Here is a 26,341-nt window from a genome sequence, read left to right on the forward strand (position 1 = left end):
CCGGGGTGCGGCGCGTCGACCCGGGCTGGGGGCTGACCCGGCTGCACTTGGGGGGGCCCGGGGGGGGGGGGGGGGCGGGGGGCCCCCGCGCCGCCGCCCACCGGCGGGCCGTCACTTCCTGGCGGTGGCCCAGGCGTGCTGGATCACCAGGTCGGCCTTGACCTCGGCGAGCTGGGCGGCCACGGCGGAGGGGGCCGTGCCGCCCCGGCCGTTACGGGAGGCCAGCGAGCCCGCCACGTTGAGCACCGACCGGACGTCCGGGGTGAGGTGCGCGGAGATCTTCGCGAACTGCTCGTCCGTCAGCTCGTCCAACTCGATACCGAGCGACTCGCACTCCTTGACGCACTCCCCCGCGACCTCGTGGGCCACCCGGAACGGCACGCCCTGGCGGACCAGCCACTCCGCGATGTCCGTGGCGAGCGAGAAACCGGCGGGGGCCAGCTCCTCCATCCTGGTCCGGTTGACGGTCAGCGTGGCCATCATGCCGGTGAAGGCGGGCAGCAGGACCTCCAGCTGGTCGCAGGAGTCGAAGACCGGCTCCTTGTCCTCCTGGAGATCGCGGTTGTACGCGAGCGGCAGCGCCTTGAGCGTGGCCAGCAGCCCGGTCAGATTGCCGATGAGCCGCCCCGACTTGCCGCGCGCCAGCTCCGCGATGTCCGGGTTCTTCTTCTGCGGCATGATCGAGGAGCCGGTGGAGAACGCGTCGTGCAGGGTGACGAAGGAGAACTCCTTCGTGTTCCAGAGGATGATCTCCTCCGCGATGCGCGACAGGTTGACACCGATCATCGCGGTGATGAAGGCGAACTCGGCCACGAAGTCGCGCGAGGCCGTGCCGTCGATCGAGTTGCCCACCGAGCCGCGCTCGAAGCCCAGGTCGGCGGCGACCGCCTCGGGGTCGAGGCCGAGCGAGGAGCCGGCCAGCGCGCCGGAGCCGTACGGGGAGACCGCCGTGCGCTTGTCCCACTGCCGCAGCCGCTCCGCGTCGCGGGAGAGCGACTGCACGTGCGCGAGTACGTGGTGCGCGAAGAGGACGGGCTGGGCGTGCTGGAGGTGCGTACGCCCCGGCATCGCGACGTCCGGGTTGGCCTCGGCGAGACCGACCAGCGCGTCCTGGAGGTCGGCGATCAGCCCGCCGACGATCCGCGCGTGGTCGCGCAGGTACATCCGGAAGAGCGTGGCGACCTGGTCGTTGCGGGAGCGGCCGGCGCGCAGCTTGCCGCCGAGGTCGGCGCCGAGGCGCTCCAGGAGCCCGCGCTCCAGGGCGGTGTGGACGTCCTCGTCGGCGACGGTGCCGGTGAACGAGCCGTCGGCGACGTCCGCCTCCAGCCGGTCGAGACCGGCGATCATGCGGGTCAGTTCGTCGGCGGTGAGCAGTCCCGCCTTGTGGAGCACCCGGGCGTGGGCGCGGGACCCGGCAATGTCGTACGGCGCGAGCCGCCAGTCGAAGTGGACCGACGCCGACAGGGCCGCCAGCGCCTCCGAGGGACCGTCGGCGAAGCGTCCGCCCCAGAGCCGGACGTCACCGTTGTTGCTGCTCACTGCGGAACTCCTTGGAGGGTTCGTGAAGCCTTGAAGTGAAGCCTTGACGTGAAGCTTGCCGTGAAGCCTTGAAGAAATACGGCCGCCTCCCCGCCGTGGAGGAAGGGGGGAGGCGGCCGTCGTACGGGCGGGGTCAGCCGGGCTCGCTCAGGCGAGGTCGCGCCGGGCTGCGATCTTGGAGGAGAGGCCGAAGATCTCGATGAACCCCTGGGCCTTGGACTGGTCGAACGTGTCGCCCGAGTCGTAGGTGGCGAGGTTGAAGTCGTACAGCGACTCGTCCGACTTCCGGCCGGTGACGACGGCCCGGCCGCCGTGCAGCGTCATCCGGATGTCGCCGGTGACGTGCTGGTTGGCCTCGTCGATGAAGCCGTCCAGGGCGCGCTTGAGCGGGGAGAACCACAGGCCGTCGTAGACGATCTCGCCCCAGCGCTGCTCGACCTGCCGCTTGTAGCGGGCCAGCTCGCGCTCGACGGTGACGTTCTCCAGCTCCTGGTGCGCGGTGATCAGCGCGATGGCGCCGGGCGCCTCGTAGATCTCCCGGGACTTGATGCCCACGAGCCGGTCCTCGACCATGTCGATCCGGCCGATGCCCTGGGCGCCCGCCCGCTCGTTGAGCTGCTGGATCGCCTGGAGGACGGTGACGGGCTTGCCGTCGATCGCGACGGGGACACCCTCCTTGAAGGAGATGATCACCTCGTCGGCCTCGCGCGGGGTGGCCGGGTTCGAGGTGTACTCGTACACGTCCTCGATCGGGCCGTTCCAGATGTCCTCCAGGAAGCCCGTCTCGACGGCGCGCCCGAAGACGTTCTGGTCGATGGAGTACGGGGACTTCTTGGTGGTCGCGATCGGGAGGTTCTTCTCCTCGCAGAAGGCGATCGCCTTGTCCCGGGTCATCGCGTAGTCACGGACCGGGGCGATGCACTTCAGGTCCGGGCCGAGGGCGGTGATCCCGGCCTCGAACCGCACCTGGTCGTTGCCCTTGCCGGTGCAGCCGTGGGCGACGGTGCCGGCACCGTGCTTCTTGGCGGCGGCGACGAGGTGCTTGACGATCGTCGGCCGGGAGAGGGCGGAGACCAGCGGGTAGCGGTCCATGTAGAGGGCGTTTGCCTTGATCGCCGGGAGGCAGTACTCCTCGGCGAACTCGTCCTTGGCGTCCGCGACCTCGGCTTCCACCGCACCGCAGGCGAGCGCGCGCTTGCGGATGACGTCCAGGTCCTCGCCACCCTGGCCGACGTCCACGGCAACGGCGATGACCTCGGCGCCCGTCTCCTCGGCGATCCAGCCGATGGCGACGGAGGTGTCCAGGCCGCCCGAATAGGCGAGTACGACGCGCTCGGTCACGGGTTTCTCCTTACGATGCATTCACTGATGGGCATAAGTATGCATCCCTCCGTATGATTCGTCAATCTCGGAGAGTTTCTCGGAGAGATTGGAGTGACGTTTGAACGGGCGGCGTGATCACTTCGTACACCTCACCGAACGCAGGCGCCGCGTTGTACGACCCGCATGAACCGACCGAGCCGTCCGGCCACGCACCGGACGGCTTCTCACCCCCGCCCTTATCCGAGTGAGGTTTCCGCATGTCCAGGGCTCTTCCGAAGTACAACAAGCGCCGTGTGCTCATCGCCGGTGGCGCCGCCGCGGTCGTCCTGTCCGGTGCCGTGATCGCCGGCAACGCCTTGGCCGGCGAGGGGGACAGCGGTACGCAGGCCGGCTCGCCCGGCACGGTGAGCTGCCCGGCCGTCGCGGGTTCGCTCCCCGCGGTCCCGGCCTCCGCCCAGGCCGAGATCGACCGCAACCTCGCGCTCCTGGAGACCCAGATCTCCGAGGCGAACCAGCGGCTGATCGACACCGTCGGCCAGGGTGGCCCCAACTTCGTGCAGAACGCCATCCTCGGCCCGCTGGAGGACAAGCGCGTCGCCACCATCAACCGCATGGCCACCGCCATCGGCCGCACCGCCGAGAAGCCCGTCGGTCTGGACGCGCTCGCGCCCTGCACCCTGAACGCGGCGGGCGGCGGGGACGCGGGGGCCGGAGACGCCGGAGCAGGTGACGCGGGCGCTGGGGATGCGGGCGCTGGGGACGCGGGCGCCGGGAATGCGGGTGCCGGAGACGCCGGGGCCGGGGACGCCGGGGCCGGGGATGCGGGTGCCGGGGACGCGGGCGCCGGAGACGCCGGTGCTGGGAACGCCGGTGCCGGAGACGCGGGTGCCGGGAACGCAGGAGCCGCGGGCACGGTGAACTGCCCGGATGTCGCGGGCTCGCTCCCCGCGGTCCCGGCCTCCGCCCAGGCCGAGATCGACCGCAACCTCGCCCTGCTCAACACGCAGATCGCCGAGGCGAACCAGCGGATCACCGACACCGTCGGCCAGGGCGGCCCCAACTTCGTGCAGAACGCCATCCTCGGCCCGCTGGAGGACAAGCGCGTCGCCACCATCAACCGCATGGCCACCGCCATCGGCCGCACCGCCGAGAAGCCCGCCGGCCTGGACGCGCTCGCACCCTGCACCCTGAACTGACCACCGGACCGACCCCACCGGATCGGCCCACCGGACCGACCTCCGACCGGGACGCCGTCGCCGCTGCTGAGCGGCGGCGGCGTCCCGGTCGTTCCGGCGTTCCGGCGTCCCGGTCGTTCGGCGCGATAATCACCCGTATGGGAAAACGCTATGAACGGATCGACGGCAGAATCCGTGCCTTCATCGAGGAACAGCCCGTTTTCTTCACCGCCACCGCGCCGCTCGCGGACGACGGCCACGTCAACCTCTCGCCCAAGGGGCGCGCCGGCACCCTCGTCGTGGTCGACGAGCTGACCCTGGCCTATCTCGACTTCGGCGGCAGCGGCGCCGAGACCATCGCGCACCTCCGCGAGAACGGCCGCATCACCCTGATGTGGTGTGCCTTCACCGGACCGCCCAAGGTGCTGCGGGTGCACGGCAGGGGTGAGCCGGTCTTCCGTGACGACCCGCGCTGGGCCACGTACATCCCGTACTTCGCGGAGGCCGACGGACCGGCCGCCCGCGCGATCGTCGTCGTCCACGCCCTGCGGATCGGCGACGCGTGCGGATTCGCCGTGCCCTTCATGGAGTACCGCGCGGAACGCACCCAGCACGCCGAGCACTTCGGGCGGAAGTCCGACGAGGAGTTCGCCGCGTACTGCGCCAAGAAGGAACACGTCCCGGTGAGCCTGGACGGGCTCCCGGCGCTGCCGGTGCCACTGCCGCCGCGGACGGACCGGCCGGCTGAATCCGGGCTGCGTTCGGCCTAGCGCGCGGGCTCCCAGGGGGACGGCGGCGGACCCGCCGCGTACGGTCCGGGCCATGCGTACCGCTCGCAGCACCCGCTTCGCGCGGGGCCTCCGTACCGCCCGTACCGCCCGTGGTCCCCGGACCGCGCGCCCCCTGGCCGTCCTCGCCGCCGCCGTCCTGCTCGCCCTCGGCACCGGGGCGCCCGCCGCCGGAACCGTCCGCGGCGTCGGAACCGCCGACGCGCCGCTGCCCGAGCGGATGGCGGACACCGGCGGCGGCAGCCAGCTCCTCACCGCCGAGGCGCCCGACGCCGGGTCGACCACCGGCCGGCTCACCTGGTGGGACCGGCGGGACGGCCGGTGGGTGGCCGCCGGCTCCGCCGCCGCGCGCTTCGGGGCCGGCGGGCTCACCGAGGGCGCCGGCCGCCGGCAGGGCACCTCCACCACGCCGACGGGGGTGTACGCCCTGCCGTACGCGTTCGGGACCGCCCCCGCGCCCGCCGGGACCGCGTACTCCTACCGTCCCGTGACCGTGGCGTCCTGGTGGTGCCAGGACAACGCGTCGCGCGACTACAACCGCTGGGTGGAGGGGCTGCCCGCGGACTGCCGGGCCGCCGAGTCGGAGCGGCTCGCGGACTACGGGACGCAGTACTCCCACGCCATGGTCATCGGCTTCAACTACCACCGGCCGGTGCGCGGCCGGGGCGCGGGGATCTTCCTCCACGTCGACGGCGCGGGCGCGACCGCCGGCTGTGTCTCCGTGCCGGCCGACGCGATGCGGGCCGTGCTGGCGTGGGCGGACCCGGTGCGCGCCCCGCACCTCGCGATCGGCACGGCGGACGGGCCGACCGCGCTGACCGCCGTCACCCGGTTCGGAGGAACCACCAAAGATTGAACTCGTCGCACCGCTCCCCCGCTTCGTTGAACCCGCCGTCACTCAAATCCGTATCGGCGGGCACGGAGGAGAGTTGAGGTGCAGTTTCCGTGGCGATGATGCACAACGGCCGGGCCGCCAGACGGCAGACCATGCGCGCGATCAGCCCCCAGCGGTCGGGTGCGCTGCCCCTGCTGCTGATGTGCTGGGCGGGCGCGGCCGCCGTCATGGCGTTGTGGTGGCAGAACACCGCGGTCGTCTACATGAACATGGCCGAGTGGCTGCTCGGCGGGGGCCGGCTCACCGGGCTGCTGGGCGGCTATCTGATCGCGATCGTGGTGCTGCTGATGGCGCGGGTGCCCGCGCTGGAGCGGCGGGTCGGCTCCGACCGGGTGGCGCGCTGGCACGCGGTGAGCGGCCGGTACGCGGTGAGCCTGGTGATCGCCCATGTCGTGCTGACGGTCTGGGGGTACGCGGTCCAGGCGAACAGCCCGGTCCTGGAGCAGACCGTCAATGTGGTCACCACGTTCCCGCGGATGATCGAGGCCACGATCGGGACGGTGCTCCTCCTCCTGGTCGGCTTCGTCTCGGCCGGTACGGTGCGCCGCAAGGTGCGCTACGAGACCTGGTACTACCTGCACCTCCTCACCTACGTCGCGGTCTACCTGACGTTCTGGCACCAGCTCGCCACGGGTGCCGAGTTCGTCGGCAACACGACGGCGACGACGGTCTGGTACGTGCTGTACGCGGCGGCCGGCGCCCTGCTGCTCTGGTACCGCGTCCTGACGCCGGTCCGGCTCAACATGCGCCACCGGATGCGGGTCGACTCGACGGTGTACGAGGCGCCGGGCGTGGTCTCCGTACTGATCACCGGACGGCGGCTGCACCGGATCGGCGCGCAGCCCGGCCAGTTCTTCCGCTGGCGGTTCCTCACCGACGGACTGCGCTGGAGCTCCAACCCGTACTCGCTCTCGGCGCCGCCGCGCCCGGATCTGCTGCGGATCACCGTCAAGGCGAACGGGGAGCACAGCGAGGCCCTGGCCCGGCTGGAGCCCGGCACGCGGATCTGGGCGGAGGGGCCCTACGGCGCGCTGACCGCGGGCCGGCGGAGCCAGGAGAAGGTGCTGATGATCGCGGGCGGGGCCGGTATCACCCCGATGCGGGCACTGTTCGAGACGCTGCCCGGTGAGCCCGGCGATCTGACGCTGCTCTACCGGGCCAGCAAGACCGAGGACCTGGCGCTGTGGAGCGAGCTGCGCCAGATCGCGTCGGCGCGCGGGGCACGGCTGCTGTACGCGGTGAACGGTCCCGACGGGGTCCGGCCCGAGATCACCCCCCAGCGGCTGCGCGAGCTGCTGCCGGACATCGACGACCACGACGTGTACGTGTGCGGACCCACCGGGCTCGCCCGTCAATCGTACGAAGCCCTGCGCGAGGCGGGCGTGCCCGCCCGGCGCATCCATCACGAGTCCTTCGAAATGTGAGGCAGCCGGTGAAGAGGAAGCATCCGCTCCGGCGGATCATGATCGGTGTCGCCGCGACCGCGTCGGGCATAGTCCTGCTGCTCGCGCTGAAGCAGCCCGGCGGTTCCTCGGTGGTCGGGGCGACGGCGCCCCCCGGCTCCGCGGCCGGCGCGGCGGCGGGTGCCGCCGGGGCCACGGGCGGGCAGCCGCTGCTCGGGGACGCCGTGAACACCCAGTACGGCCCGGTCCAGGTGCGGCTCACCATGGCCGGCGGCAGGATCACCCAGGCCGAGGCGGTGCAGGCGCCGGGCTCGGACGCGCGCTCCAAGTCGATCACGGCCGACGCCGTACCGAAGCTGAACCAGGCCGCGGTCACAGCGCAGAGCGCACAGATCGACGCCGTGACGGGCGCCAGCTACACCAGCAAGGGCTACCAGGAATCGCTCCAGAGCGCCCTGGACAAGGCGGGCACGGCCGGTACCGGCGGTACGGGCGCGGACGCGGGCGGCGGTTCGGTCGAGGCGGGCGGCGAGACGGGCGCCGGAGCGAGCGGGGGCGCGGGCGCCGGGGCGGACGGCTCCGGGGCGGAAGCGGGGACCGGCACCGGGGCGGGGTCGGACGCGCCGCCCGCGGCGCCCGCCGCCCCGAAGACCGTCCTCGGGAGCGCGGTCGACACCCAGTACGGCCCGGTCCAGGTGCGGATCACCGTCGCGGACGGGAAGGTCACCGCGTCCGAGGCGGTCCGGGCCCCCTCCTCGGACGCGCGCAGCAAGTCGGTGACCGCCGACTCCGTACCGAAGCTGAACCAGGCGGCGGTCACCGCGCAGAGCGCACAGATCGACGCCGTGTCCGGCGCCAGCTACACCAGCAAGGGCTACCAGGAATCGCTCCAGAGCGCGCTCGACCAGGCGGGCCTCTGATGGCGCCCGAGGGGGCGCGGCTGCGCCATGTCGAGGAGTCGATGGGGACGGTCTTCTCGTTCGACATCCGGGGGGTACGGGACCGGCCGCGGGTACGGGCGGGGCTCCAGGCGGCGGTGGCCTCGCTGCACCGCGCGGACGAGATCTTCTCGACGTACCGCCCCGACAGCCAGATCTCGCGGCTGAACCGGGGTGAGCTGACGCTCTCCGACTGTCTGACGGAGGTCGTCGAGGTGCTCGACCTGTGCGCGGAGGCCGAGCGGGAGAGCGAGGGCTGGTTCACCCCCCGGTACGCGGGCGGGGTCGACCCGACGGGGCTGGTGAAGGGCTGGGCGGTGGAGCGGGCGGCCCGGATGATCGCCTCGTCCGGGGCGGCCTCGGTCTGCCTCAACGGCGGCGGCGACATCCAGCTGGTGGGCGGCCCCTGGCGGGTGGGCATCGCCGATCCGCTGCACCCCGGGGATCTCGCCACGGTGATCGAGGCCGACCAGGGCCTGGGCGTGGCCACCTCGGGCCCGGCGGAGCGCGGCTGTCACGTCCTGGACCCGCACACGGGCGAGGCGCCGGACGGGGGCCTGGCGTCGGTCACCGTGGTCTGCGAGGAGGGCGTGACGGCGGCGGACACCCGCGCGACGGCCGCGTACGCGATGGGCGAGCGGGCGCGGGAGTGGCTGGAGGCGCTGCCGGGCACCGAGGGCTTCGCCGTCACACCGCACGGCGGGACCTGGGCGACGAGCGGCTTCCACCGCCATGTCGCGACGGTGGGGGTCTGAGCGGACGGCGGTTGAGCCCCAGGGGCGCCGACCGCGCGCCCCCTGGGGCGGGTTCAGCGGTCGTTCTGGGCCAGTTTCAGCAGGTGGTCCGCGAGGGCCTGGCCGCCCGCCGGGTCGCGGCTGATCAGCATGAGGGTGTCGTCGCCCGCGATCGTGCCGAGGATGTCGCTCAGTTCGGCCTGGTCGATGGCGGAGGCGAGGAACTGGGCCGCGCCCGGCGGGGTGCGCAGGACGACGAGGTTGGCGGACGCCTCGGCGGAGATGAGGAGTTCGCCGGCGAGGCGGCGCATCCGCTCCTCCTTGGCGGACTCCCCCAGCGGGGCGTGCGGGGTGCGGAAGCCGCCCTCGCTGGGGACCGCGTAGATCAACTCACCGTTGGTGTTGCGGATCTTGACCGCGCCCAGTTCGTCCAGGTCACGGGAGAGCGTCGCCTGGGTGACGCTCAGCCCGTCGTCCGCGAGCAGTTTCGCCAGCTGGCTCTGGGAGCGCACCGGCAGCCGGTTGAGGATGTCGACGATCCGGCGGTGGCGGGCGGTTCTGGTCTGCGGCACGGACGGCCCGCCGTGCTCTGCTTCCTGGGCTTGGGCGTCGGTCATCGTCGTCGTCTCATTTCTCAGGATCGTCCGTCCCCGTGCGCGTCGTCGAGGATGCCGGGAAGGGCCTCCAGGAACGCGTCCACCTCGGTGTCGCCGATGATCAGGGGAGGCATCAGCCGTACGACGTCGGGGGCGGGGACGTTCACCAGGAAACCGGCACCCTGGGCCGCCTGTTGCACCGTCGGCGCGTGCGGCCCGGTGAGCACGATACCCAGCAGCAGTCCCGAACCGCGGACGTGGGAGACGAGCGGGTGGCCGAGGCCCTCGACGCCGTCGCGCAGTTTCTCGCCGAGCCGCTTCACCTGGTCGAGGCATCCGTCGGCGGCGAGCGTGTCGAGCACGGCGAGTCCGGCGGCGCAGGCGACCGGGTTGCCGCCGAACGTCGTGCCGTGCTGGCCCGGCTTGAGCAGGTCCGCGGCGTCCCCGAAGGCGAGGACCGCGCCGAGCGGCAGCCCGCCGCCGAGGCCCTTGGCGAGGGTGACGACATCGGGCTCGACGCCCTGGTGCGCCTGGTGCTCGAACCAGGCGCCGGTCCGGCCGACGCCCGTCTGCACCTCGTCGAGGACGAGCAGGGTGCCGGTGGCGCGGGTGATCTCCCGGGCGGCCTCCAGATAGCCCTTGGGCGGGACGACCACACCGTTCTCGCCCTGGATCGGCTCGATGATCACCAGCGCGGTCTCCTCGGTGACCGCGGCGCGCAGCGCGTCGGCGTCCCCGTACGGGACGTGGGTGACCTCGCCGGGCAGCGGCAGGAAGGGCGTCTGCTTCGCGGGCTGGCCGGTGAGCGCCAGGGCGCCCATCGTCCGGCCGTGGAAGCCGCCCTCGGTGGCGACCATGCGGGTACGGCCCGTCAGCCGGCCGATCTTGAAGGCGGCCTCGTTGGCCTCGGCGCCGGAGTTGCAGAAGAACACCCGTCCCGGGCGGCCGGAGAGCTGGATCAGCCGCTCGGCGAGGGCGACGGGCGGCTGGGCCACGTACAGGTTGGAGACATGGCCGAGGGCGGCGATCTGCCGGGTGACGGCTTCCACGACCGCGGGGTGTCCGTGGCCGAGCGCGTTCACCGCGATGCCGCCGACGAAGTCGGTGTACCCGGTGCCGTCGGCGTCCCAGACCCGGGCGCCCTCGCCGCGTACGAGGGAGAGGCCGGGCGTTCCGTAGTTGTCGGCCATGACGCCCTGCCAGCGCTGGATCAGCTCCTGGTTGCCGGTCACTTCGCTCCCTCTCCCTCGGTGTGCGTCCGTACGATGTCCCGCTCGTGGGCCCGCGCGCCGGGGGCCTGCCCGTCCGGCACGACCATGGTCCCTATGCCCTCGTCGGTGAAGATCTCCAGCAGGATCGAGTGCGGGACCCTGCCGTCGAGCACGCGTGCCGTGGTGACCCCGTTGCGCACGGCGAACAGGCACCCTTCCATCTTCGGCACCATGCCGCTGGACAGCTCGGGCAGCAGCGTCTCCAGCTGGGTGGCGGTGAGCCTGCTGATCACTTCGTCGCTGTTGGGCCAGTCCTCGTAGAGGCCCTCCACGTCGGTGAGGACCATCAGCGTCTCGGCGCCGAGCGCGGCGGCGAGCGCGGCGGCGGCGGTGTCGGCGTTGACGTTGTAGATCCGGCCGTCGTCGGCGCCGCGTGCCACGGAGGAGATGACCGGGATCCGGCCGTCGGCGAGCAGTGCCTCGACGGCGCCGGTGTCGATCGCGGTGATCTCGCCGACCCGGCCGATGTCGACGAGTTCGCCGTCGATCCGTGGCCGGTGCTTGACGGCGGAGATGGTGTGCGCGTCCTCGCCGGTCATGCCGACGGCGAGCGGACCGTGCTCGTTGAGCAGGCCGACCAGCTCGCGCTGGACCTGTCCGGCGAGGACCATCCGTACGACGTCCATCGCCTCGGGCGTGGTGACGCGCAGGCCGGCCTTGAACTCGCTGACCAGGCCGTGTCGGTCCAGCGCGGCGCTGATCTGGGGGCCGCCGCCGTGCACGACGACCGGCCTGAGGCCGGACTGCCGCAGGAAGACGACGTCCTGGGCGAAGGCGGCCTTGAGCTCCTCGTCGACCATGGCGTTGCCGCCGAACTTGATGACGACGATCTTCCCGTTGTGCCGGGTGAGCCAGGGCAGTGCCTCTATGAGGATGCGGGCCTTGGGCAGCGCGGTGTGCTTGCGGGTGCTCATGAGCTGTACGCGCTGTTCTCGTGGACGTACTCGGCCGTGAGGTCGTTGGACCAGATGACTGCCGTGTCCGTACCGGCGGACAGGTCGGCGGTGATGCGGACCTCGCGGTAGCGCATGTCGACCAGGTCGCGGTCCTCGCCGACGGAGCCGTTCTTGCAGACCCAGACGTCGTTGATGGCGACGTTGAGCCGGTCGGGCTCGAAGGCGGCGCCGGTCGTGCCGATCGCGGAGAGCACCCGGCCCCAGTTCGGGTCCTCGCCGTGGAGGGCGCACTTGAGGAGGTTGTTCCGGGCGATGGAGCGGCCCACCTCGACGGCGTCGTCCTCGGTCGCGGCGTTGATCACCTCGATCCGGATGTCCTTCGAGGCGCCCTCGGCGTCCCCGATGAGCTGCCGGGCCAGATCGGCGCAGACCGTACGGACGGCCTCCGCGAAGGCGTCGTACTCGGGGGTCACCCCGGAGGCGCCGGAGGCGAGCAGCAGGACGGTGTCGTTGGTGGACATGCAGCCGTCGGAGTCGACCCGGTCGAAGGTGGTACGGGTGGCGGCGCGCAGCGCGGTGTCCAGCGCGGCCGTCTCGACGTCGGCGTCGGTGGTGAGGACGACGAGCATGGTGGCGAGGCCGGGGGCGAGCATGCCCGCGCCCTTGGCCATGCCGCCGACGGTCCAGCCCGCGCCGCCGGCAACCGCGGTCTTGTGGACGGTGTCGGTGGTCTTGATGGCGATGGCGGCCTTCTCGCCGCCGTGCTCGGAGAGGGCCGCGGCGGCCGTGCCGATGCCGGGCAGCAACTTGTCCATGGGCAGCGTGACACCGATGAGGCCGGTGGAGGCGACGGCGATCTCCCCGGCGCTGTGGCCGGTCAGTACCTCGGCGGTGTGCTCGGCGGTGGCGTGGGTGTCCTGGAAGCCCTTGGGGCCCGTACAGGCGTTGGCGCCGCCGGAGTTGAGGACGACGGCGGAGACGGTGCCGCCCTTGAGGACCTGCTCGGACCAGAGGACGGGGGCGGCCTTGACACGGTTGGAGGTGAAGACGCCCGCGGCGGCGCGGCGCGGCCCCTCGTTGACCACGAGGGCCAGGTCGGGTCCGCCGTTCTCCTTGATCCCGGCGGCGATGCCCGCCGCCGTGAATCCCTTCGCTGCGGTGACGCTCAAGGTGCCACTCCGATCGTGGTCAGTCCGGTGGACTCGGGGAGTCCGAGGGCGATGTTCATGCTCTGCACCGCGCCGCCCGCGGTGCCCTTGGTGAGGTTGTCGATGGCACTGACGGCGATGACGCGCTCGGCCGCCTCGTCGTACGCGACCTGGAGCTGGGTGGCGTTGGAGCCGTACACGGAGGCGGTGGCGGGCCAGCGGCCCTCCGGGAGGAGGTGCACGAAGGGCTCGTCGGCGTACGCCTTCTCGTACGCGTCGCGTACGTCCTGGGCGGTGGTGCCGGACGTGGCCCGGGCGGAGCAGGTGGCGAGGATGCCGCGCGGCATGGGGGCAAGGGTGGGGGTGAAGGAGACGGTCACCCGCTCGCCCGCGGCGGCGCTGAGGTTCTGGATCATCTCGGGGGTGTGCCGGTGGCCGCCGCCGACGCCGTACGGGGTCATGGAGCCCATGACCTCGGAGCCGAGCAGGTGCGGCTTGGCGGCCTTGCCGGCGCCGGAGGTGCCGGAGGCGGCGGTGATCACGGCCTCGGGCTCCACGAGTCCGGCGGCGTACGCGGGGAAGAGCGCGAGCGAGACGGCGGTGGGGTAGCAGCCGGGCACCGCGACGCGCTTGGACCCCTCCAGCGCGGCGCGGGCGCCCGGCAGCTCCGGGAGGCCGTAGGGCCAGGTCCCGGCGTGTGCGGAGCCGTAGAACCGCTCCCAGTCGGCGGCGTCCTTGAGCCGGAAGTCGGCGCCCATGTCGATGACGAGGACCTCGTCGCCGAGCTGCTCGGCGACGGCCGCGGACTGCCCGTGGGGCAGCGCGAGGAAGACGACGTCGTGGCCGGCCAGGACCTCGGCGGTGGTGGGCGCGAGGACGCGCCCGGCCAGCGGGAGCAGATGCGGCTGGAGCCCGCCGAGCGCCTGTCCCGCGTTGGAGTTGCCGGTGAGGGCTCCGATCTCGATCTCCGGATGGGTGAGCAGCAGACGGAGCAGTTCCCCGCCCGCGTATCCGCTCGCTCCTGCCACCGCTGCACGTACGGCCATCGAAAAATCCTCCTCAGTAATGGCATGACTATACGTAGCAATGCAGTTTTATGCAATGACGTCTCCGGCAGGAAGGGGAGGTGATTGAGACTGAGCGTCCGAGTTGGCCCTTTAGCGCTTGAGTTGGCCCGTCTGAGCGCCAGTGTTGGCCCGCAGGGCAGCGGCTGCTCCGTTGACCTGCTGAGTCTTCGGGGAAGTCGTACGGGAGGCGGTGCGAGCGGGCTGTTCTGGGGGCATGAAGGTTACGGTCCGTACTCCAGAGATTGAATCCCGGCCGGTGTGGTCGCACAGCTGCGCCCTAGATGATCGATTCCAAGGGGTTTAGTGGTCGTAGGCGGTCAAGGTGCGCAGGACTGGCTGGTCGGTGTGGTCGTTGTGCCAGATTGCGCGGTGCGGGCGAGGATGCGTTGCAGGACGCGGACGGCCACTCCGCCGGGAGTGCGGCCGCGGTGCCGTTCGAGGTCGAGTTGGCCCTTGAAGGTTTCGTTGATCGACTCGATGACCTGCCGCAGCGGCTTGAACAGCTGTGATCCGGGCCGCTCGGTCTCGCCTTTGCGGGCCGGCCGCAGCAGCCGGACACCCAGCTCGGCCAGTCGTTGTTCGAACTCGTGGCCGAAGTAGTTCTTATCGCCGATCAGCGTCCGGCCAGGGCGCTCTGCCGTGAGTTGGGGCTCGGCATCGAGCAGATCCAGCAGGGTCTCGCGTTCGTCGGCCTTGGCTCCGGTCAGCGCGAAGGTGACGGGCAGGCCGTGCAGTGTGCAAACCAGGTGCAGCCGCAGTCCCCAGAAGTATCGCGTGTGACTGGCGCAGTACCCGTACTGGGCCCATCCGGCCAGGTTGGAGCGCTTGACGGTCTCACGGGAACGGCCGCACTCAACCGGCGTGGAGTCCACGACCCATACGTCGTCGCTCCACAGCGTGGTGTCCCGGGCCAGCGTGCGGGTCACGTGGCGGACGAGGTCTGCGGACTTGCGCAGGCGCTTGTTGTAGCCGGGCTGCTTGGGCAGGTAGGGGAAGAGGTACCGCAGGTGGGCATGAGCGTGCCTTAGCCACCGCGCCTCGGAGGTGAAGCCGAGCATGGCCTGCATCATCGCCAGGGTCACCAGCTCGGCGTCGCTGAGCTGCGGCGCAATGCCCACAGCCGGTCGCCATGGCCCGAACTGCGGCGAACCCTTCAGCAGATCATCGGTCTTCACGTAGAGCGCGGTCGCGAGGGAGTCCAACTCTGTCTTCACGCACCGACATTGGACTCCCTCGCGTCGGCTGAGCAGGGGATCGTGGCAATCCCGGCGTGGATACCTTCGACTACGGTGTCAGCACGATCCTGCCGAAGACCTCGCCCGCGTCCATTTTCTGGTGCGCCAGCACGGCTGCGTCCAGTGGCAGCACCTCGTGCACCACTGTTTCGATCTCACCCCGGCTCGCTGCGGCGAACTGCTTGCTCCGCACGGCACGCCGTTCGGCTCCGGTGACGGTGGCTGCGCTGAAAGCGGCGAAGGACATCGACTTCTGGAACGCCGCCATGATCTTCGTGCCGAAGTCCGCCGGTGGCTGGCCTGCGACAGCGCCCACGGCCACCATGCGGCCGTTCGGGTTGAGCCGGTCGAAGAACGACGGCATGCCCTTGCCGGCCACCACGTCGATGATGACGTCATACCCTGCGGGAGCTGGTTCCCCTCCGTCGCCGGAGCGGTCCAGCACGTGGGTCGCGCCGAGGCGTCGCAGCTGCTCGCCGCGCTCGGCCGAGGAGGTGGTGACCGCCACTGCAGCGGCGCCGCCGCGAGCGGCGAGTTGCACTGTCATGATCCCGATACTGCCGGCCGCACCACGCACCAGGACCGTCTCCCCGGGGGCGAAGTGGGCGTGGCGGAGCCCGAAGTGGGCCACCACGCCGGAACTGCCGAGTGTCACCGCATCGACTGCGGACAGGTTCACGGGCAGGGGAACGATCTCCTCGACCAGCGCGAGGGCCTGTTCGACGTAGGCTCCGCCGGTGCCGGTGAAGGCCCACACCCGCCCGCCGATCCACGACGCGTCGACGCCGTCACCGACCGCGGTCACGGTGCCCGCCACCTCGCTGCCCGGGATGTGGCCCTCCTTGAAGCCGTAGGCGGCCAGGGCCCCGCTTCGGATCACAGTGTCGACTCCACCGACGCCCACGGCCTCGGTGGCGATCACCACCTGTCCGACAGCAGGTGCGGGAGTCGGCAGGTCGACAACAGCCAGACCTTCAGGACCTCCGTACGTCTGGATCGCGATTGCCTTCAGTGTCGTCTCCCATGTTCTCGGACCGACCAAGTGCGGTCGTGATCAGTGCCCACTGCCGATCGCCGCCGACGGCGGGAGGGGGTTCACGGCGCGGCAGGCGTTCGGTTCCGGTGCTGTGCGCCCCGATGATCTCGGTGAGCTGCTACGTCTTGAACGCTAACGGACACCCCCGTCCGTTTAGGTAAAGTGAGAGCATGATCGACCGTTTGCCTCACACCCTGCGTTCTGACGCGCTGGACAACCGCGAGCGCATCCTCGACGCGGCCCGGGCACTGTTCTCCGCCGACGGCCTGGACGTGCCGATGCGGGAGATCGCGCGGCGCGCGGGGGTCGGACCTGCCACCTTGTACCGTCACTTTCCGACCAAGCAGGTGCTGGCCACCGAAGCCTTTGCGGACCAGTTGCGCGCATGTCGCACCATCGTCGACGACGGGTGCGCCGATCCCGATCCGTGGCGTGGCCTTTGCCTGGTGATCGAGAAGATCTGTGAGCTGCACGCGCGGGATCGGGGTTTCAGCGAAGCCTTCATGTCGACCTTTCCAGGGGCGCCGGATGCCACGGGCCGTGAGTACACGGTGAAAGCGGTCGCCGGACTGGCCCAGCGGGCCAAGGACGCAGGGCACCTGCGGTCCGACTTCGTCCTGGACGACCTCATTCTCATCCTCATGGCCAACAAGGGGATCCATACCAGATCGACCGACACCCAGGTCATGGCCTCCCGACGCTTCGCAGGGTTGGCGATCCAGGCGTTCGAAGCCTGCCCTCAGCACGCACCGCTACCACCAGCGGCACGACTGGTATCCGCAGCACCGGACGGCGCCTGACCGTGGCCGAGCGGTATCCACGCTCGACGCATGAACTGAATCCCTTGGAATAGATCATCTAGGGATCTCTCCCGGACAGATGCAGTTCACTCCGGCCAACGATGCGTACCGTTGGGCGCGCGCACAACAAGGCCCAGCATCCTTCGAGATCACGCTTCACAATCTCGCCGACAAGCTGGCTACCCAGACGGTCCCGGTCGACTGTCACTACCGCCGTTCCGTCCTTGAGGACTGGCACCTCAGCCGCGGTGAATGGCAGGCCCTGGTCAACCGCCTGTCCCCGACTCCGGGGTCCGCCCAACCGGTGCTCGACGACCGTAAGCGGCAGGACGCCTCCATCTTCATCTGGAGCCAAGTCACGCGAGGCGAGCATCTCTTCGCTCCTCGTCCCATCGAGGCCGGAAAGGCGGAGCACGTTCAACGCGCCTGGGCGAACCGGCTCAACACCACGTGGTTCCAACTCACCCGGCCCGATGCCCTGCCCCACTACGCTGAGCTGCGACGGCTCCTCGTCGAACACGCAAACTCGCTGGCTCGGCAGATCGACGCGGGTGCACCGCTTCCCCGCGCACAGGAGCGTCTATGGCTCCCTCGACAATCGTCCCCTGCCCCGCCGGCACAACCGATAAGGAACCTCAAGATCAGCGGCACTCGATGGATCCGCTCCTACTACGACGATCTCGACAGCTCGACTCCGAGGGCTGGGCAGTCCGCCACGTCGACCTTCAAGGCCCCACTCTGCGGCCGGTCACCGCAGCGGCCCTGGGTGAGGTCCTCGACATCCGTGACCGCGGCGATCGCACCGCGATGGCTGTCTATCAACACAAGTACGGCATCCTCGCCGAGGGCAGCCTGGCCGGATGGCAGGAAACCGACTCTGCGGCCGAGATCTTGGCGACCGAGTTCGAACGCATTTGGGCATCAGCCCCTAAGGGCATCACGGGTGCCACTGATTGATCATCATCAGGCCCAGATGGGAAGGGCTCCGAAAACGGCCGCACTGCGGCTGCCCCCACATCGATCAGGTCGACCCGCGCGTCACCCGCCGACGCAACCACGTGTCATGTGGTCGGCCGGACTCCGGACCGTTTGCTGGCGGCAGCATCGTGGCGGCCGTTGGGAAGAGATGCGGCGGGGGCTTGTGGGGGCGATATCAGTTCGATCAGAAAGTCCTGGTCGGCGGCGCCGGAGCATCGGCCTTGGACGACTTCCGTCCCTTCCTTCACGTCTTGGCCGCGCAGGCTCAGGCACTGGTCGGTGATGACAGGGCGGATCCGGAAGTGAGTCGGGGCCTGTGGGCCGAGGGGCTCGATGCGGAACTGTTGTGCCCGGTTGTCGTCGGCGCAGTCTTCGCGGGGTTCGAGCAGGTCGCGGCCCGCACCGTTCAACAGGACTGTCAGGCAGCCGATGCTGTACTTCGGGTGATGCCATTGGACCTGCACGATGTCCGCGCCGACTGGTTCGAGGAACACGTGCGGCAGGACGGCCTTACTGCAAAGGCGCTGGGCGGCGACCGCGGTCTCGTATTGGCCTGTGCGATCTCTGCCTTCGGTGAGACACAAACCCGGGGTCCGAGCGGGGTGGATGAGAGCCCAACTGCCGACGGCCAGTATGCGCAGCCCAGCTACTGGCATCGCGCCCGGTGCTGCTGGTGACTTGGAGGTGTCGAGCAGACCGCCGATGGCCAGAGCGCCGGCGGCTCCGGTGGTCGCGGCGAGGGCCAGGCCGACTGCTCGGCGCCATAGTGGGCGGCGCGAGGGTCCAGATGCACCGGAATCCGGACCATCGCCATCGTCGCCGGTCGGTTCGGGTTCGTCGACGGCTGGTGCAGGTTCGCCGACGGCGATGCGACGGCGCGCCTCCAGCCACTGCCGTACGTCCTCCTCAGCAAGGCCGCATGCGCGGGTGAAAGCGACGACGAACCGTTCTCTCGGCAATGTGGTGCGGCCGAGCGTGGTCGCGATCGTGCTGGCCGGCAGGGTGTCAGTGTGCGCGGTGGCCTTGGCCTCAAGCTGCCGATAGGTCAGTCCGGACCAGGACCGTAACGCGCGCAGTGCTGCGGTGAACTCGGTAGGCGTGCCGACCAGCGCTGGCTTCGGCGCTTGTGCCGGTGACTCGGCTGAGTGGCTCCCCGTATCTCTCATGACCTCAGTATGGCCGCACGACAGAGGCGGAACGCGATCCAATCCGGGCAGGTTCGATTGCGTTCGGAACTCATTGAGCACAGTTCCGAATGCACCCGAACAGCAATCTTTCTTGTGGCGCATGAGGGGCTCGGACAGTCTCGAACTCGGCTGAAGCCGGTCGATCCCGAAGCCTTCGGGACGGCCATCAAATCAAGGCCAAGCGGGCGCCCGGAACTCGACCGGACCGCTCGGGAAGACCCGGCATTTACTGCGGCAGCTCTGCCCGGGAGGCAATCCGGACAAGCAGACAACACACCGCTGGCGTGTTGTCGCCCACGGCGGCCCTTGTCCCAACGAACCGAAGGAGCACCTATGCGTTTCCGTGCGGCTGTGGCAGGACTGGGAATCGGAGCGGCACTGGCGCTGGGCGGTGTGTCGGCGCCCGCGCAGGCCGCCCCCCACGACGGAGCCTCTTCTGCTCTGGCGCCCAATTGCACCAAGGGCAAGAACCTCACCAACGGGTGGGGGCAGTGCACCACCGCAGGGACCTACAAGTGGCGCGTCCGCGTCTACTGCACGCTGGGAGGGTCCGGGACGAGCAGTATCGTGACTGGCCCGACCCGGACCAACGCGTACTGCAGCTGGGGCAATGTGGAGAGCGTGACCATCGAGCACCTCTGATCCGCCCGGACTCCCCGCCGCGCTCGGGGTTCGCCCCGGGGAGTCCGACGTCAGGTGGTGCCTACGACCGTTTCCGCCCCGGTGGCCAAACGGATCAGCGACCCCCCGGACCTGACCCAATCACGTCAGGCTAATCCTGGGTCTGCGGCTCATCCACCAACGATAAGAGGCCCCGCCGACGTTGACCGGTCGGCGGGGCCTCTTGTTCAGGGCGTGGTCAGCGATTGAGCGTTCCACTTGGCGAAACGGGCCAACTGGGCCGCTCAGTCACAGGAGGCCGGTGTGACCGCGACTTTTAGTTGGCGGATGAGAGTTTTAGTTGACGGAACTTGATCGTAACGCTGCGTTGTGACCAGTTACGAAGAACTGCCCCCTTCATCAACCGAGTAGTGCTGCTGTGCGTGAGTGGGAGAGGTAACGAGGGCGAAGATCCCTTCGGATTCAAGTCATCTGGACCAGCTTGTCATGGCGTACGACGGGGACGCTGGGCTGCGGGATCGACTGAGGTTCGGGGACGACTGGGTACGTCGGTGGAGCTCGACATGGCAGGTGGGTGGCGGCAAGGTCTGCTGGCCGATCCGGGATATGGCTCACGTACCGGTGCTGTCGTCCCGCCCGATGCGGGGGTTCACGTGGCGGGCGAAGCAGCGGCATCGCCCCGGGCTTGAAGTGACGGCCTCCACAGGCAGGAAGCACGGCCTCGAGTCGTTGGAGGAGATGCGCCTGCTGGTCGCGCTGGATTTCTTGAGGGCATCGGAGGTGCTGTCGCAACCGTTCCGGCTGGACTTCGAGCATGCGGGCGGGCAGTCCTGGCACATCCCGGACTTCCTGGCCGTGATCGGCGGCGGGATGTGGCTGCTGGACGTCCGACCGATGGAGCTGATCAAGGAAGAGGACGCGCTGAAGTTCGCGGCGGCCAGAGAAGTGGCGGCGGCCTGCGGCTGGCGGTACTCGGTGGTCGCGGGCTGGCGCCCGCATGTCTGGAGCATCCTTGATCACCTGTCCTCGCGCCGACGGTCGACGAGGGACCTGCTCGGCATGCGCGACCAGCCGCTCTCCGCCATTGGCGGGCAGCAGGGGCAGGCGATGACGTTCTCCGAGCTGGCGGGCGCGACCAGCGTGCCTGCGACCACGGTGGACACACACTCCCGTACACAGGCCATCCCACGGAAGCTCAAGCAGCGCAGCCCGGGACTGTCCGGGGAAACGATCTATGACCAGACTGGCTACATGTGCGTGGTGGAGAACCTGCCCGCCTCCTCGTACACGCTCGTGGCGGCCGCAGCCGTCCAGGTACTGGCCCGGCGAAGGCTTCGGCTGCACGCCGTGGTCACGGCCGAAGGTTGGGGGCCAAACAACGAACAGGCGGAGCGCCGGCGTGCCACTCGGGAATGCGGCACGCAGGACAGTGAGGCGACGGTAACGCAGTTGCTGACCGAACTCGCCGACCAAGTGGACGGCCTGCGAACGGTGTTCGACCAAGAGCGCGGCCAGGCCTCTGCCGAGTGAATCCGCCGGCATTGCCCCGCAGGCCAGGCGCGCTGTGGAGGGGCGACGCCAAAATCCCTCGGCTGCGGCCGAGCGTGCCCCCTATTCTCACAGGCCCATAGCGAAGCAGTCCTTCCGGCCGACTGCCAGGACCGCGCGAGAGGCGGGCGGCTCACGATGATGATCGATTACAACGTCAGCGACCACTGGTCCGCTACCGATCCGGAGTGGCTGAAGTCTCTCGTCTCGTCGCTCGACCGCCACCACGGCGTCAGCAGCGTCGTACCTCTCACCGTGCTCGCAGACGAAGTCCTGCAGTGGGTAGAGGTTGCAAGCGGCGTCGACGCCTGGAAGAACTCCGCCAACCGCAGGTCACTGCAGCTCGACCTCGACGGGTCCGTCGACGCGCTCGGCGTCTTCCTCCGCGCGCGCATCGCCGCACCACTCGCACGGTTCCAAACCGCCTTCTCGCAGCTCACCGGTGGCCCCTCGGCGGTGTTGAAGCAGCCGCCGGGCACCCGCACCGACGCCTCCTGGACCAACGTCACCGACACCGCGAAGAACCTCCTCGAAGCGCTCGAGACGGACGAAGCCGTCCGCGCCGGCTGGGACGACCTCGTGGCCACCGCTAAAGACCGCACCCTGGCGGGCCGGGAGTACCGCCCGATCGCCGAACTGCTCTTCGACCAGTTGCACAGGCGCGGCCTCAACGCGGAACGGATCTTCCGCGACCTCGTCTCGATAGTCGCATTCGGCCGCGACCCCCACGACATCCCCATCGGCCAGAAGAACGTGCCGCTGCCCGAGCGGATCACGAACGCCCGAAACCACATCGGCACTCCGGCCCAGGTCGAACCGGTCGTGGTGTGGCTCGGCTATCAGGGCAAGGCTTTCATGCACCTCTCCGCCGGGCGGGTGTCCTTCATCAATGCCCACTGGGCGGTACCCAATGCCAGGCCCGAGCGCCAAGACTTCGAGCACAAGGCGGAGCTCTGGGAGCTGGTGCAGCACGGTGGCGTCTTCGAGGTCGCAAAGATGGCTGACGAGGAGTCCGACGTCGACTTCCTGGTGCGCGTCGACCTCGGCACAACCACGGCAGCCGGTGCGTTGGAGCGCGCCGTGGACGTAGTGAACACGATCCTCAACGTTTCGATCCACAACTCCGGCGGGATTCGCCCGCACCTCGCCCAGTACGGAATCCTGCGCTCCGGCAAGACCGGCCCTCTCAGCTGGCTTGTCTCCCAGCGCGAGACAGGCTTCCCCGACGATCACTACGGCGCGAGCATCACCGCGGACGCGATCAAGAAGCATGGACCGCGCATCGCCTCGGCGCTGGCCCGCGAGGAGCTTCCCCGGTTCCTCAAGGCCGCACTCGAAGCGCAGACAGCCGCCGACCACCCCTTCAGCCGCGCCATGGCGATGCGCAAGCCGTCCGAGGCAGACATCAGCAGTGTGATCCCTCTCGCGGACCGTGTGGTGCAACACGTCGCGGCACACGCCGCGCTCGCCCCCAACGACCTGTTCGATCTCCTCGGCGAGCGCTGGCCACACACGCGATGGCTGACCGACGTGCAGCAGGCCGTTGGTATGTGCCTGCTCGGCGTCACGCATCAGAGCGAACTGCGCAGCGAGCTGACCCGGGAGTGGCTCGCAGGCAAACCGTCGCGCCCGTGGATCCTGTTCGTCGCCGACCGCTGCGACGATCTCCTCTCGCTCTGCCGCATCGAGTCCGAGCGTGCCTGGATCAGGCGGATGTTCGCCAGTGTGAGCGACCTTGCCGAGTACAGCGCCCTGATCGCGAACTACACCGCCGAGGGCGCCGTGTTGAAGGACAGACGGAGTCGTGTCCGCAATGCCCTGGTGCACGGCAACCCCGCCAGCTTTGCCATTGTCGCGTCCGTGCGCGAGTACGCCGAGTTCCTGAGCAGCAGCGCGCTCAACCGCGGTCTCGAGTCCTACGTTCAGGGCACGTCGCCCGCTGCCGCTCTCGCACAGCGGTCGGACGAGTTCACTGCGATGCAGCAAGGACAGGACGCTGCCAGCTTCTGGCGGGCTCGGTTCACCGCCTCCGCTTCAACAGGTACCGACTCCCCGTAGACACAGGGCTCGACACAGTGGCGCGTGCGCATGGTTGGGATCGAGCTCCCCGGGACCTGCAACTCTGTGTCTGCCGACATGCTGTGGCTATCCGTTTTCAGGCATGCAGGCGTGAGGGGACAAAACCCCGGCCCGGCCTCGTTTGCACACCACGACGCAAGGACACCGCACCAGAGATAGCCGGCTGCCGCCTCGGTCGCAGCTGGTTGGTTCGATCTAGATCGCTTCTGATGGCTCTCGGGCAGTGCCGTGGAGACAGATATCGCCTGCCGAGCCTGCGACGAATCGGGGGCAATCCGAGCAGAGCATGACGAAGGCCGCCGAGACGGCGCTCCTGCGCTGATAGTGATCTCCAACGCACAGCCTGGGCCCGACCTGCTCGACAGGACGCAAGCAGCAGACTGGCCTGACGATATCGACGTGCTCACGCGCAGTGAGCACCCGCAACATGATCCGCCAACTAACTCTCTCAAGATCCGCCAACAAGAATTCTCGATGCGCTTCCGACCTTCACCGTTCAGATCATGATTCGCCAACTAAAGCTCTCGGTCACAGCCGGGGCCCTGTCCCCCGGAGGGGGGTCACGAGATATCTTGATGTCGAGCAATGTTGCAGACGTATGTTGCAGACGTGGAGCGGAGCACCGGTGACTGACTCGACCATCATCTATACGCACACCGACGAGGCCCCGGCCCTGGCGACGTATTCGTTCCTGCCGGTGGTCGAGGCGTACGCCTCGACGGCCGGGGTCTCGGTGGAAACCCGCGACATCTCGCTGGCGGGACGGATCATCGCGGGCTTCCCCGAGTGGCTCCAGGACGGCCAGCGGATCGATGACGCGCTCGCCGAGCTGGGCGGGCTGGCCAGGACTCCTGAGGCCAACATCATCAAGCTGCCGAACATCTCGGCGTCCATCCCCCAGCTCAAGGCGGCCGTCGCGGAGCTCCAGGGACAGGGCTACGCGCTCCCGGACTACCCGGACGACCCGAAGTCCGACCAGGAGAAGGACATCCGCGCGCGGTACGACAAGGTGAAGGGCAGCGCCGTCAACCCGGTGCTGCGCGAGGGCAACTCCGACCGCCGCGCCCCCGCCTCCGTGAAGAACTACGCCAAGGCGCACCCGCACCGCATGGGCGCCTGGTCGGCCGAGTCGAAGACGAACGTCGCGACCATGGGCGCCGACGACTTCCGCTCCACCGAGAAGTCCGCAGTCGTCGCCGAGGCCGGTTCGCTCCGGATCGAGCTGGCGGGCGAGGACGGCTCCACCACCGTCCTGCGCGAGTCCGTGCCGGTCCTCGCGGGCGAGGTCGTGGACGCGTCGGTGCTGCGGGTGGCGGCGCTGCGCACGTTCGTCGCGGCGCAGATCGCCCGCGCCAAGGCCGAGGGCGTGCTCTTCTCCGTGCACCTGAAGGCCACGATGATGAAGGTCTCCGACCCGATCATCTTCGGTCATGTCGTACGGGCCTTCTTCCCGAAGACGTTCGCCGCGCACGGCGCGACGCTCGCCGCGGCCGGCCTGACCCCGAACGACGGTCTCGGCGGCATCCTCAAGGGCCTGGAGTCGCTGCCCGGCGGCGCGGAGATCGCGGCGTCCTTCACCGCCGAGCTGGCCGAGGGCCCCGCGCTGGCGATGGTCGACTCCGACCGCGGCATCACCAACCTGCACGTGCCGAGCGATGTCATCGTCGACGCCTCCATGCCGGCCATGATCCGCACCTCCGGCCACATGTGGGGCCCGGACGGCGCCGAGGCCGACACGATCGCGGTCCTCCCGGACAGCAGCTACGCCGGGATCTACCAGGTCGTCATCGACGACTGCCGCGCCAACGGCGCCTTCGACCCGTCGACGATGGGCTCGGTGCCCAACGTCGGTCTGATGGCGCAGAAGGCCGAGGAGTACGGCAGCCACGACAAGACCTTCGAGATCGCCGCCGCGGGCACGGTCCGCGTGGTGAACGAGGCCGGCGAGGCCGTGCTGGAGCAGCCGGTGAACGCCGGTGACATCTTCCGCATGTGCCAGACCAAGGACCTGCCCATCCAGGACTGGGTCAAGCTCGCCGTGAGCCGCGCCCGCGCGACCGGCGACCCGGCCGTGTTCTGGCTGGACGAGGGGCGCGCGCACGACGCGAACCTGATCAAGAAGGTCGAGGCGTACCTGCCGGAGCACGACACCGACGGGCTCGACATCAGGGTCATGGCGCCGGTCGAGGCGATCGCGTTCTCGCTGGAGCGCATCCGGCGCGGCGAGGACACGATCTCCGTCACCGGCAACGTGCTGCGCGACTACCTGACCGACCTGTTCCCGATCCTGGAGCTGGGCACGAGCGCGAAGATGCTCTCCGTCGTCCCGCTGATGAACGGCGGCGGCCTCTTCGAGACCGGGGCCGGCGGCTCCGCGCCCAAGCACGTGCAGCAGCTGGTCAGGGAGAACTACCTGCGCTGGGACAGCCTGGGCGAGTTCCTCGCGCTGGCGGTCAGCTTCGAGCACCTCGCGCAGACCACGGACAACCCGCGCGCCCAGGTCCTCGCCGACACCCTCGACCGCGCGACCGGCTCCTTCCTCAACGAGGACAAGTCGCCCAGCCGCAAGGTCGGCGGCATCGACAACCGCGGCAGCCACTTCTACCTGGCGCTGTACTGGGCCCAGGAGCTGGCGAAGCAGACGGACGACGCGCAGCTCGCCGAGGCGTTCGGCGCGCTCGCCAAGACGCTGACCGAGCAGGAGGGCACGATCGTCGACGAGCTGATCGCGGTGCAGGGCTCGCCCGCCGAGATCGGCGGCTACTACCGGCCCGACGCGGAGAAGGCCGCGGCGGTCATGCGCCCGTCGAAGACCTTCAACCAGGCGATCGCCACCCTCGGCTGACGCCCCACGGGACGCGCGGCGCCTTCCCGGCGGGCGTCACGTCATCGTCGCGGGGACGGCACGCTCTCCTCGCGGGGACGGCACGTCCCTCTCGCGCACGGCCCCGCCCCGGTCCGGCTTCACGCCGGGCCGGGGGCGGGGGGGGGGTTGTGGGGGGGGTGTGGCGCGGCAGAACAGACACCGCCCCCGTCCCCGGGGGCCGCCCCCCCCCCCGCGGGGCGGGAGGGGGCCACCACACC

Annotated in this window: 21 protein-coding genes and 1 pseudogene; 12 read left to right on the plus strand and 10 right to left on the minus strand. The window is 69.9% G+C overall.

Annotation, left to right across the window (positions count from 1 at the left end; all coding sequences use genetic code 11):
• Positions 1-111: 111 nt before the first annotated feature.
• Both argH and ACFXKG_RS39775 read right to left on the minus strand, forming a co-directional pair.
• Positions 112-1,539 (minus strand): argininosuccinate lyase, encoded by a 1,428-nt coding sequence (argH, locus tag ACFXKG_RS39770; RefSeq protein WP_382886842.1) that lies wholly within the window; start codon positions 1,537-1,539, stop codon positions 112-114.
• Positions 1,540-1,686: 147 nt separating this feature from the next.
• On the minus strand, positions 1,687-2,880 hold the full coding sequence (locus ACFXKG_RS39775; RefSeq protein ID WP_384850044.1) for an argininosuccinate synthase: 1,194 nt from the start codon (positions 2,878-2,880) through the stop codon (positions 1,687-1,689).
• 239 nt (positions 2,881-3,119) lie between these two features.
• Between ACFXKG_RS39775 and ACFXKG_RS39780 the strand changes: the two genes are divergently transcribed.
• The 6 genes from ACFXKG_RS39780 (at position 3,120) to ACFXKG_RS39805 (ending at position 8,816) form a co-directional block, all read left to right on the plus strand.
• Complete coding sequence (locus tag ACFXKG_RS39780; RefSeq protein WP_384850047.1) at positions 3,120-4,058, plus strand: hypothetical protein; 939 nt, start codon at positions 3,120-3,122, stop codon at positions 4,056-4,058.
• Positions 4,059-4,195: 137 nt separating this feature from the next.
• Positions 4,196-4,807, plus strand: a complete 612-nt coding sequence (locus ACFXKG_RS39785) for a pyridoxamine 5'-phosphate oxidase family protein (RefSeq protein WP_384850050.1) — start codon at positions 4,196-4,198, stop codon at positions 4,805-4,807.
• Between the two features lie 52 nt (positions 4,808-4,859).
• Positions 4,860-5,681 (plus strand): L,D-transpeptidase, encoded by an 822-nt coding sequence (locus ACFXKG_RS39790; RefSeq protein WP_384850053.1) that lies wholly within the window; start codon positions 4,860-4,862, stop codon positions 5,679-5,681.
• Between the two features lie 95 nt (positions 5,682-5,776).
• Complete coding sequence (locus tag ACFXKG_RS39795; RefSeq protein ID WP_382887241.1) at positions 5,777-7,144, plus strand: ferric reductase-like transmembrane domain-containing protein; 1,368 nt, start codon at positions 5,777-5,779, stop codon at positions 7,142-7,144.
• Between the two features lie 8 nt (positions 7,145-7,152).
• The gene (locus tag ACFXKG_RS39800) at positions 7,153-8,043 is read left to right on the plus strand and encodes an FMN-binding protein (RefSeq protein ID WP_384850056.1); all 891 of its coding nucleotides are present in this window, start codon (positions 7,153-7,155) and stop codon (positions 8,041-8,043) included.
• Complete coding sequence (locus ACFXKG_RS39805; RefSeq protein ID WP_384850059.1) at positions 8,043-8,816, plus strand: FAD:protein FMN transferase; 774 nt, start codon at positions 8,043-8,045, stop codon at positions 8,814-8,816. The genes ACFXKG_RS39800 and ACFXKG_RS39805 overlap by 1 nt, the downstream gene beginning before the upstream one ends.
• 53 nt (positions 8,817-8,869) lie before the next feature.
• On the opposite strand, the gene ACFXKG_RS39810 is transcribed toward ACFXKG_RS39805, so the two are convergent.
• From ACFXKG_RS39810 to ACFXKG_RS39840, 7 genes and pseudogenes are all read right to left on the minus strand, one after another.
• Complete coding sequence (locus ACFXKG_RS39810; RefSeq protein WP_384850062.1) at positions 8,870-9,412, minus strand: arginine repressor; 543 nt, start codon at positions 9,410-9,412, stop codon at positions 8,870-8,872.
• A gap of 17 nt (positions 9,413-9,429) precedes the next feature.
• Positions 9,430-10,623 carry an acetylornithine transaminase gene (locus ACFXKG_RS39815; protein WP_384850065.1) on the minus strand — a complete coding sequence of 398 codons (1,194 nt, stop codon included), beginning with the start codon at positions 10,621-10,623 and terminating at the stop codon, positions 9,430-9,432.
• Positions 10,620-11,576 carry an acetylglutamate kinase gene (gene argB / locus ACFXKG_RS39820; protein ID WP_384850068.1) on the minus strand — a complete coding sequence of 319 codons (957 nt, stop codon included), beginning with the start codon at positions 11,574-11,576 and terminating at the stop codon, positions 10,620-10,622. The genes ACFXKG_RS39815 and argB overlap by 4 nt, the downstream gene beginning before the upstream one ends.
• Positions 11,573-12,727 (minus strand): bifunctional glutamate N-acetyltransferase/amino-acid acetyltransferase ArgJ, encoded by a 1,155-nt coding sequence (argJ, locus tag ACFXKG_RS39825; protein WP_384850071.1) that lies wholly within the window; start codon positions 12,725-12,727, stop codon positions 11,573-11,575. Before argJ ends, argB begins: the two co-directional genes overlap by 4 nt.
• Entirely contained in the window at positions 12,724-13,752 is a 1,029-nt protein-coding gene (gene argC, locus ACFXKG_RS39830; protein ID WP_384850074.1) for an N-acetyl-gamma-glutamyl-phosphate reductase, read from the minus strand. The genes argJ and argC overlap by 4 nt, the downstream gene beginning before the upstream one ends.
• Before the next feature lie 321 nt (positions 13,753-14,073).
• Positions 14,074-14,987, minus strand: a pseudogene (locus tag ACFXKG_RS39835) (IS982 family transposase).
• A gap of 70 nt (positions 14,988-15,057) precedes the next feature.
• Positions 15,058-16,020, minus strand: a complete 963-nt coding sequence (locus ACFXKG_RS39840; RefSeq protein ID WP_382888616.1) for a zinc-binding dehydrogenase — start codon at positions 16,018-16,020, stop codon at positions 15,058-15,060.
• A gap of 194 nt (positions 16,021-16,214) precedes the next feature.
• Here ACFXKG_RS39840 and ACFXKG_RS39845 point away from each other — a divergent pair, with 194 nt between their 5' ends.
• Positions 16,215-16,844: a TetR/AcrR family transcriptional regulator gene (locus tag ACFXKG_RS39845; RefSeq protein ID WP_384850077.1), complete on the plus strand. Its 630-nt coding sequence runs from the start codon at positions 16,215-16,217 to the stop codon at positions 16,842-16,844.
• A 582-nt stretch (positions 16,845-17,426) separates the two neighbouring features.
• Complete coding sequence (locus ACFXKG_RS39850; RefSeq protein WP_384850080.1) at positions 17,427-17,801, plus strand: hypothetical protein; 375 nt, start codon at positions 17,427-17,429, stop codon at positions 17,799-17,801.
• 104 nt (positions 17,802-17,905) lie between these two features.
• Here the strand turns inward: ACFXKG_RS39850 and ACFXKG_RS39855 are convergent, their stop codons facing one another.
• A complete protein-coding gene (locus tag ACFXKG_RS39855; protein WP_384850082.1) occupies positions 17,906-19,111 on the minus strand; it encodes a helix-turn-helix domain-containing protein in 1,206 nt (401 codons plus the stop codon).
• Between the two features lie 249 nt (positions 19,112-19,360).
• Here ACFXKG_RS39855 and ACFXKG_RS39860 point away from each other — a divergent pair, with 249 nt between their 5' ends.
• The 4 genes from ACFXKG_RS39860 (at position 19,361) to ACFXKG_RS39875 (ending at position 26,102) form a co-directional block, all read left to right on the plus strand.
• Positions 19,361-19,651: a hypothetical protein gene (locus tag ACFXKG_RS39860; protein WP_384850085.1), complete on the plus strand. Its 291-nt coding sequence runs from the start codon at positions 19,361-19,363 to the stop codon at positions 19,649-19,651.
• A gap of 549 nt (positions 19,652-20,200) precedes the next feature.
• Positions 20,201-21,160, plus strand: a complete 960-nt coding sequence (locus ACFXKG_RS39865) for a hypothetical protein (protein WP_384850087.1) — start codon at positions 20,201-20,203, stop codon at positions 21,158-21,160.
• A gap of 156 nt (positions 21,161-21,316) precedes the next feature.
• Positions 21,317-23,236: a hypothetical protein gene (locus ACFXKG_RS39870; RefSeq protein WP_384850090.1), complete on the plus strand. Its 1,920-nt coding sequence runs from the start codon at positions 21,317-21,319 to the stop codon at positions 23,234-23,236.
• A 646-nt stretch (positions 23,237-23,882) separates the two neighbouring features.
• A complete protein-coding gene (locus tag ACFXKG_RS39875) occupies positions 23,883-26,102 on the plus strand; it encodes an NADP-dependent isocitrate dehydrogenase (protein ID WP_384850093.1) in 2,220 nt (739 codons plus the stop codon).
• Positions 26,103-26,341: the final 239 nt, after the last annotated feature.

The sequence above is a fragment of the Streptomyces sp. NPDC059255 genome, assembly GCF_042752355.1.
In the GTDB taxonomy this organism is placed as follows: Bacteria; Actinomycetota; Actinomycetes; order Streptomycetales; family Streptomycetaceae; genus Streptomyces.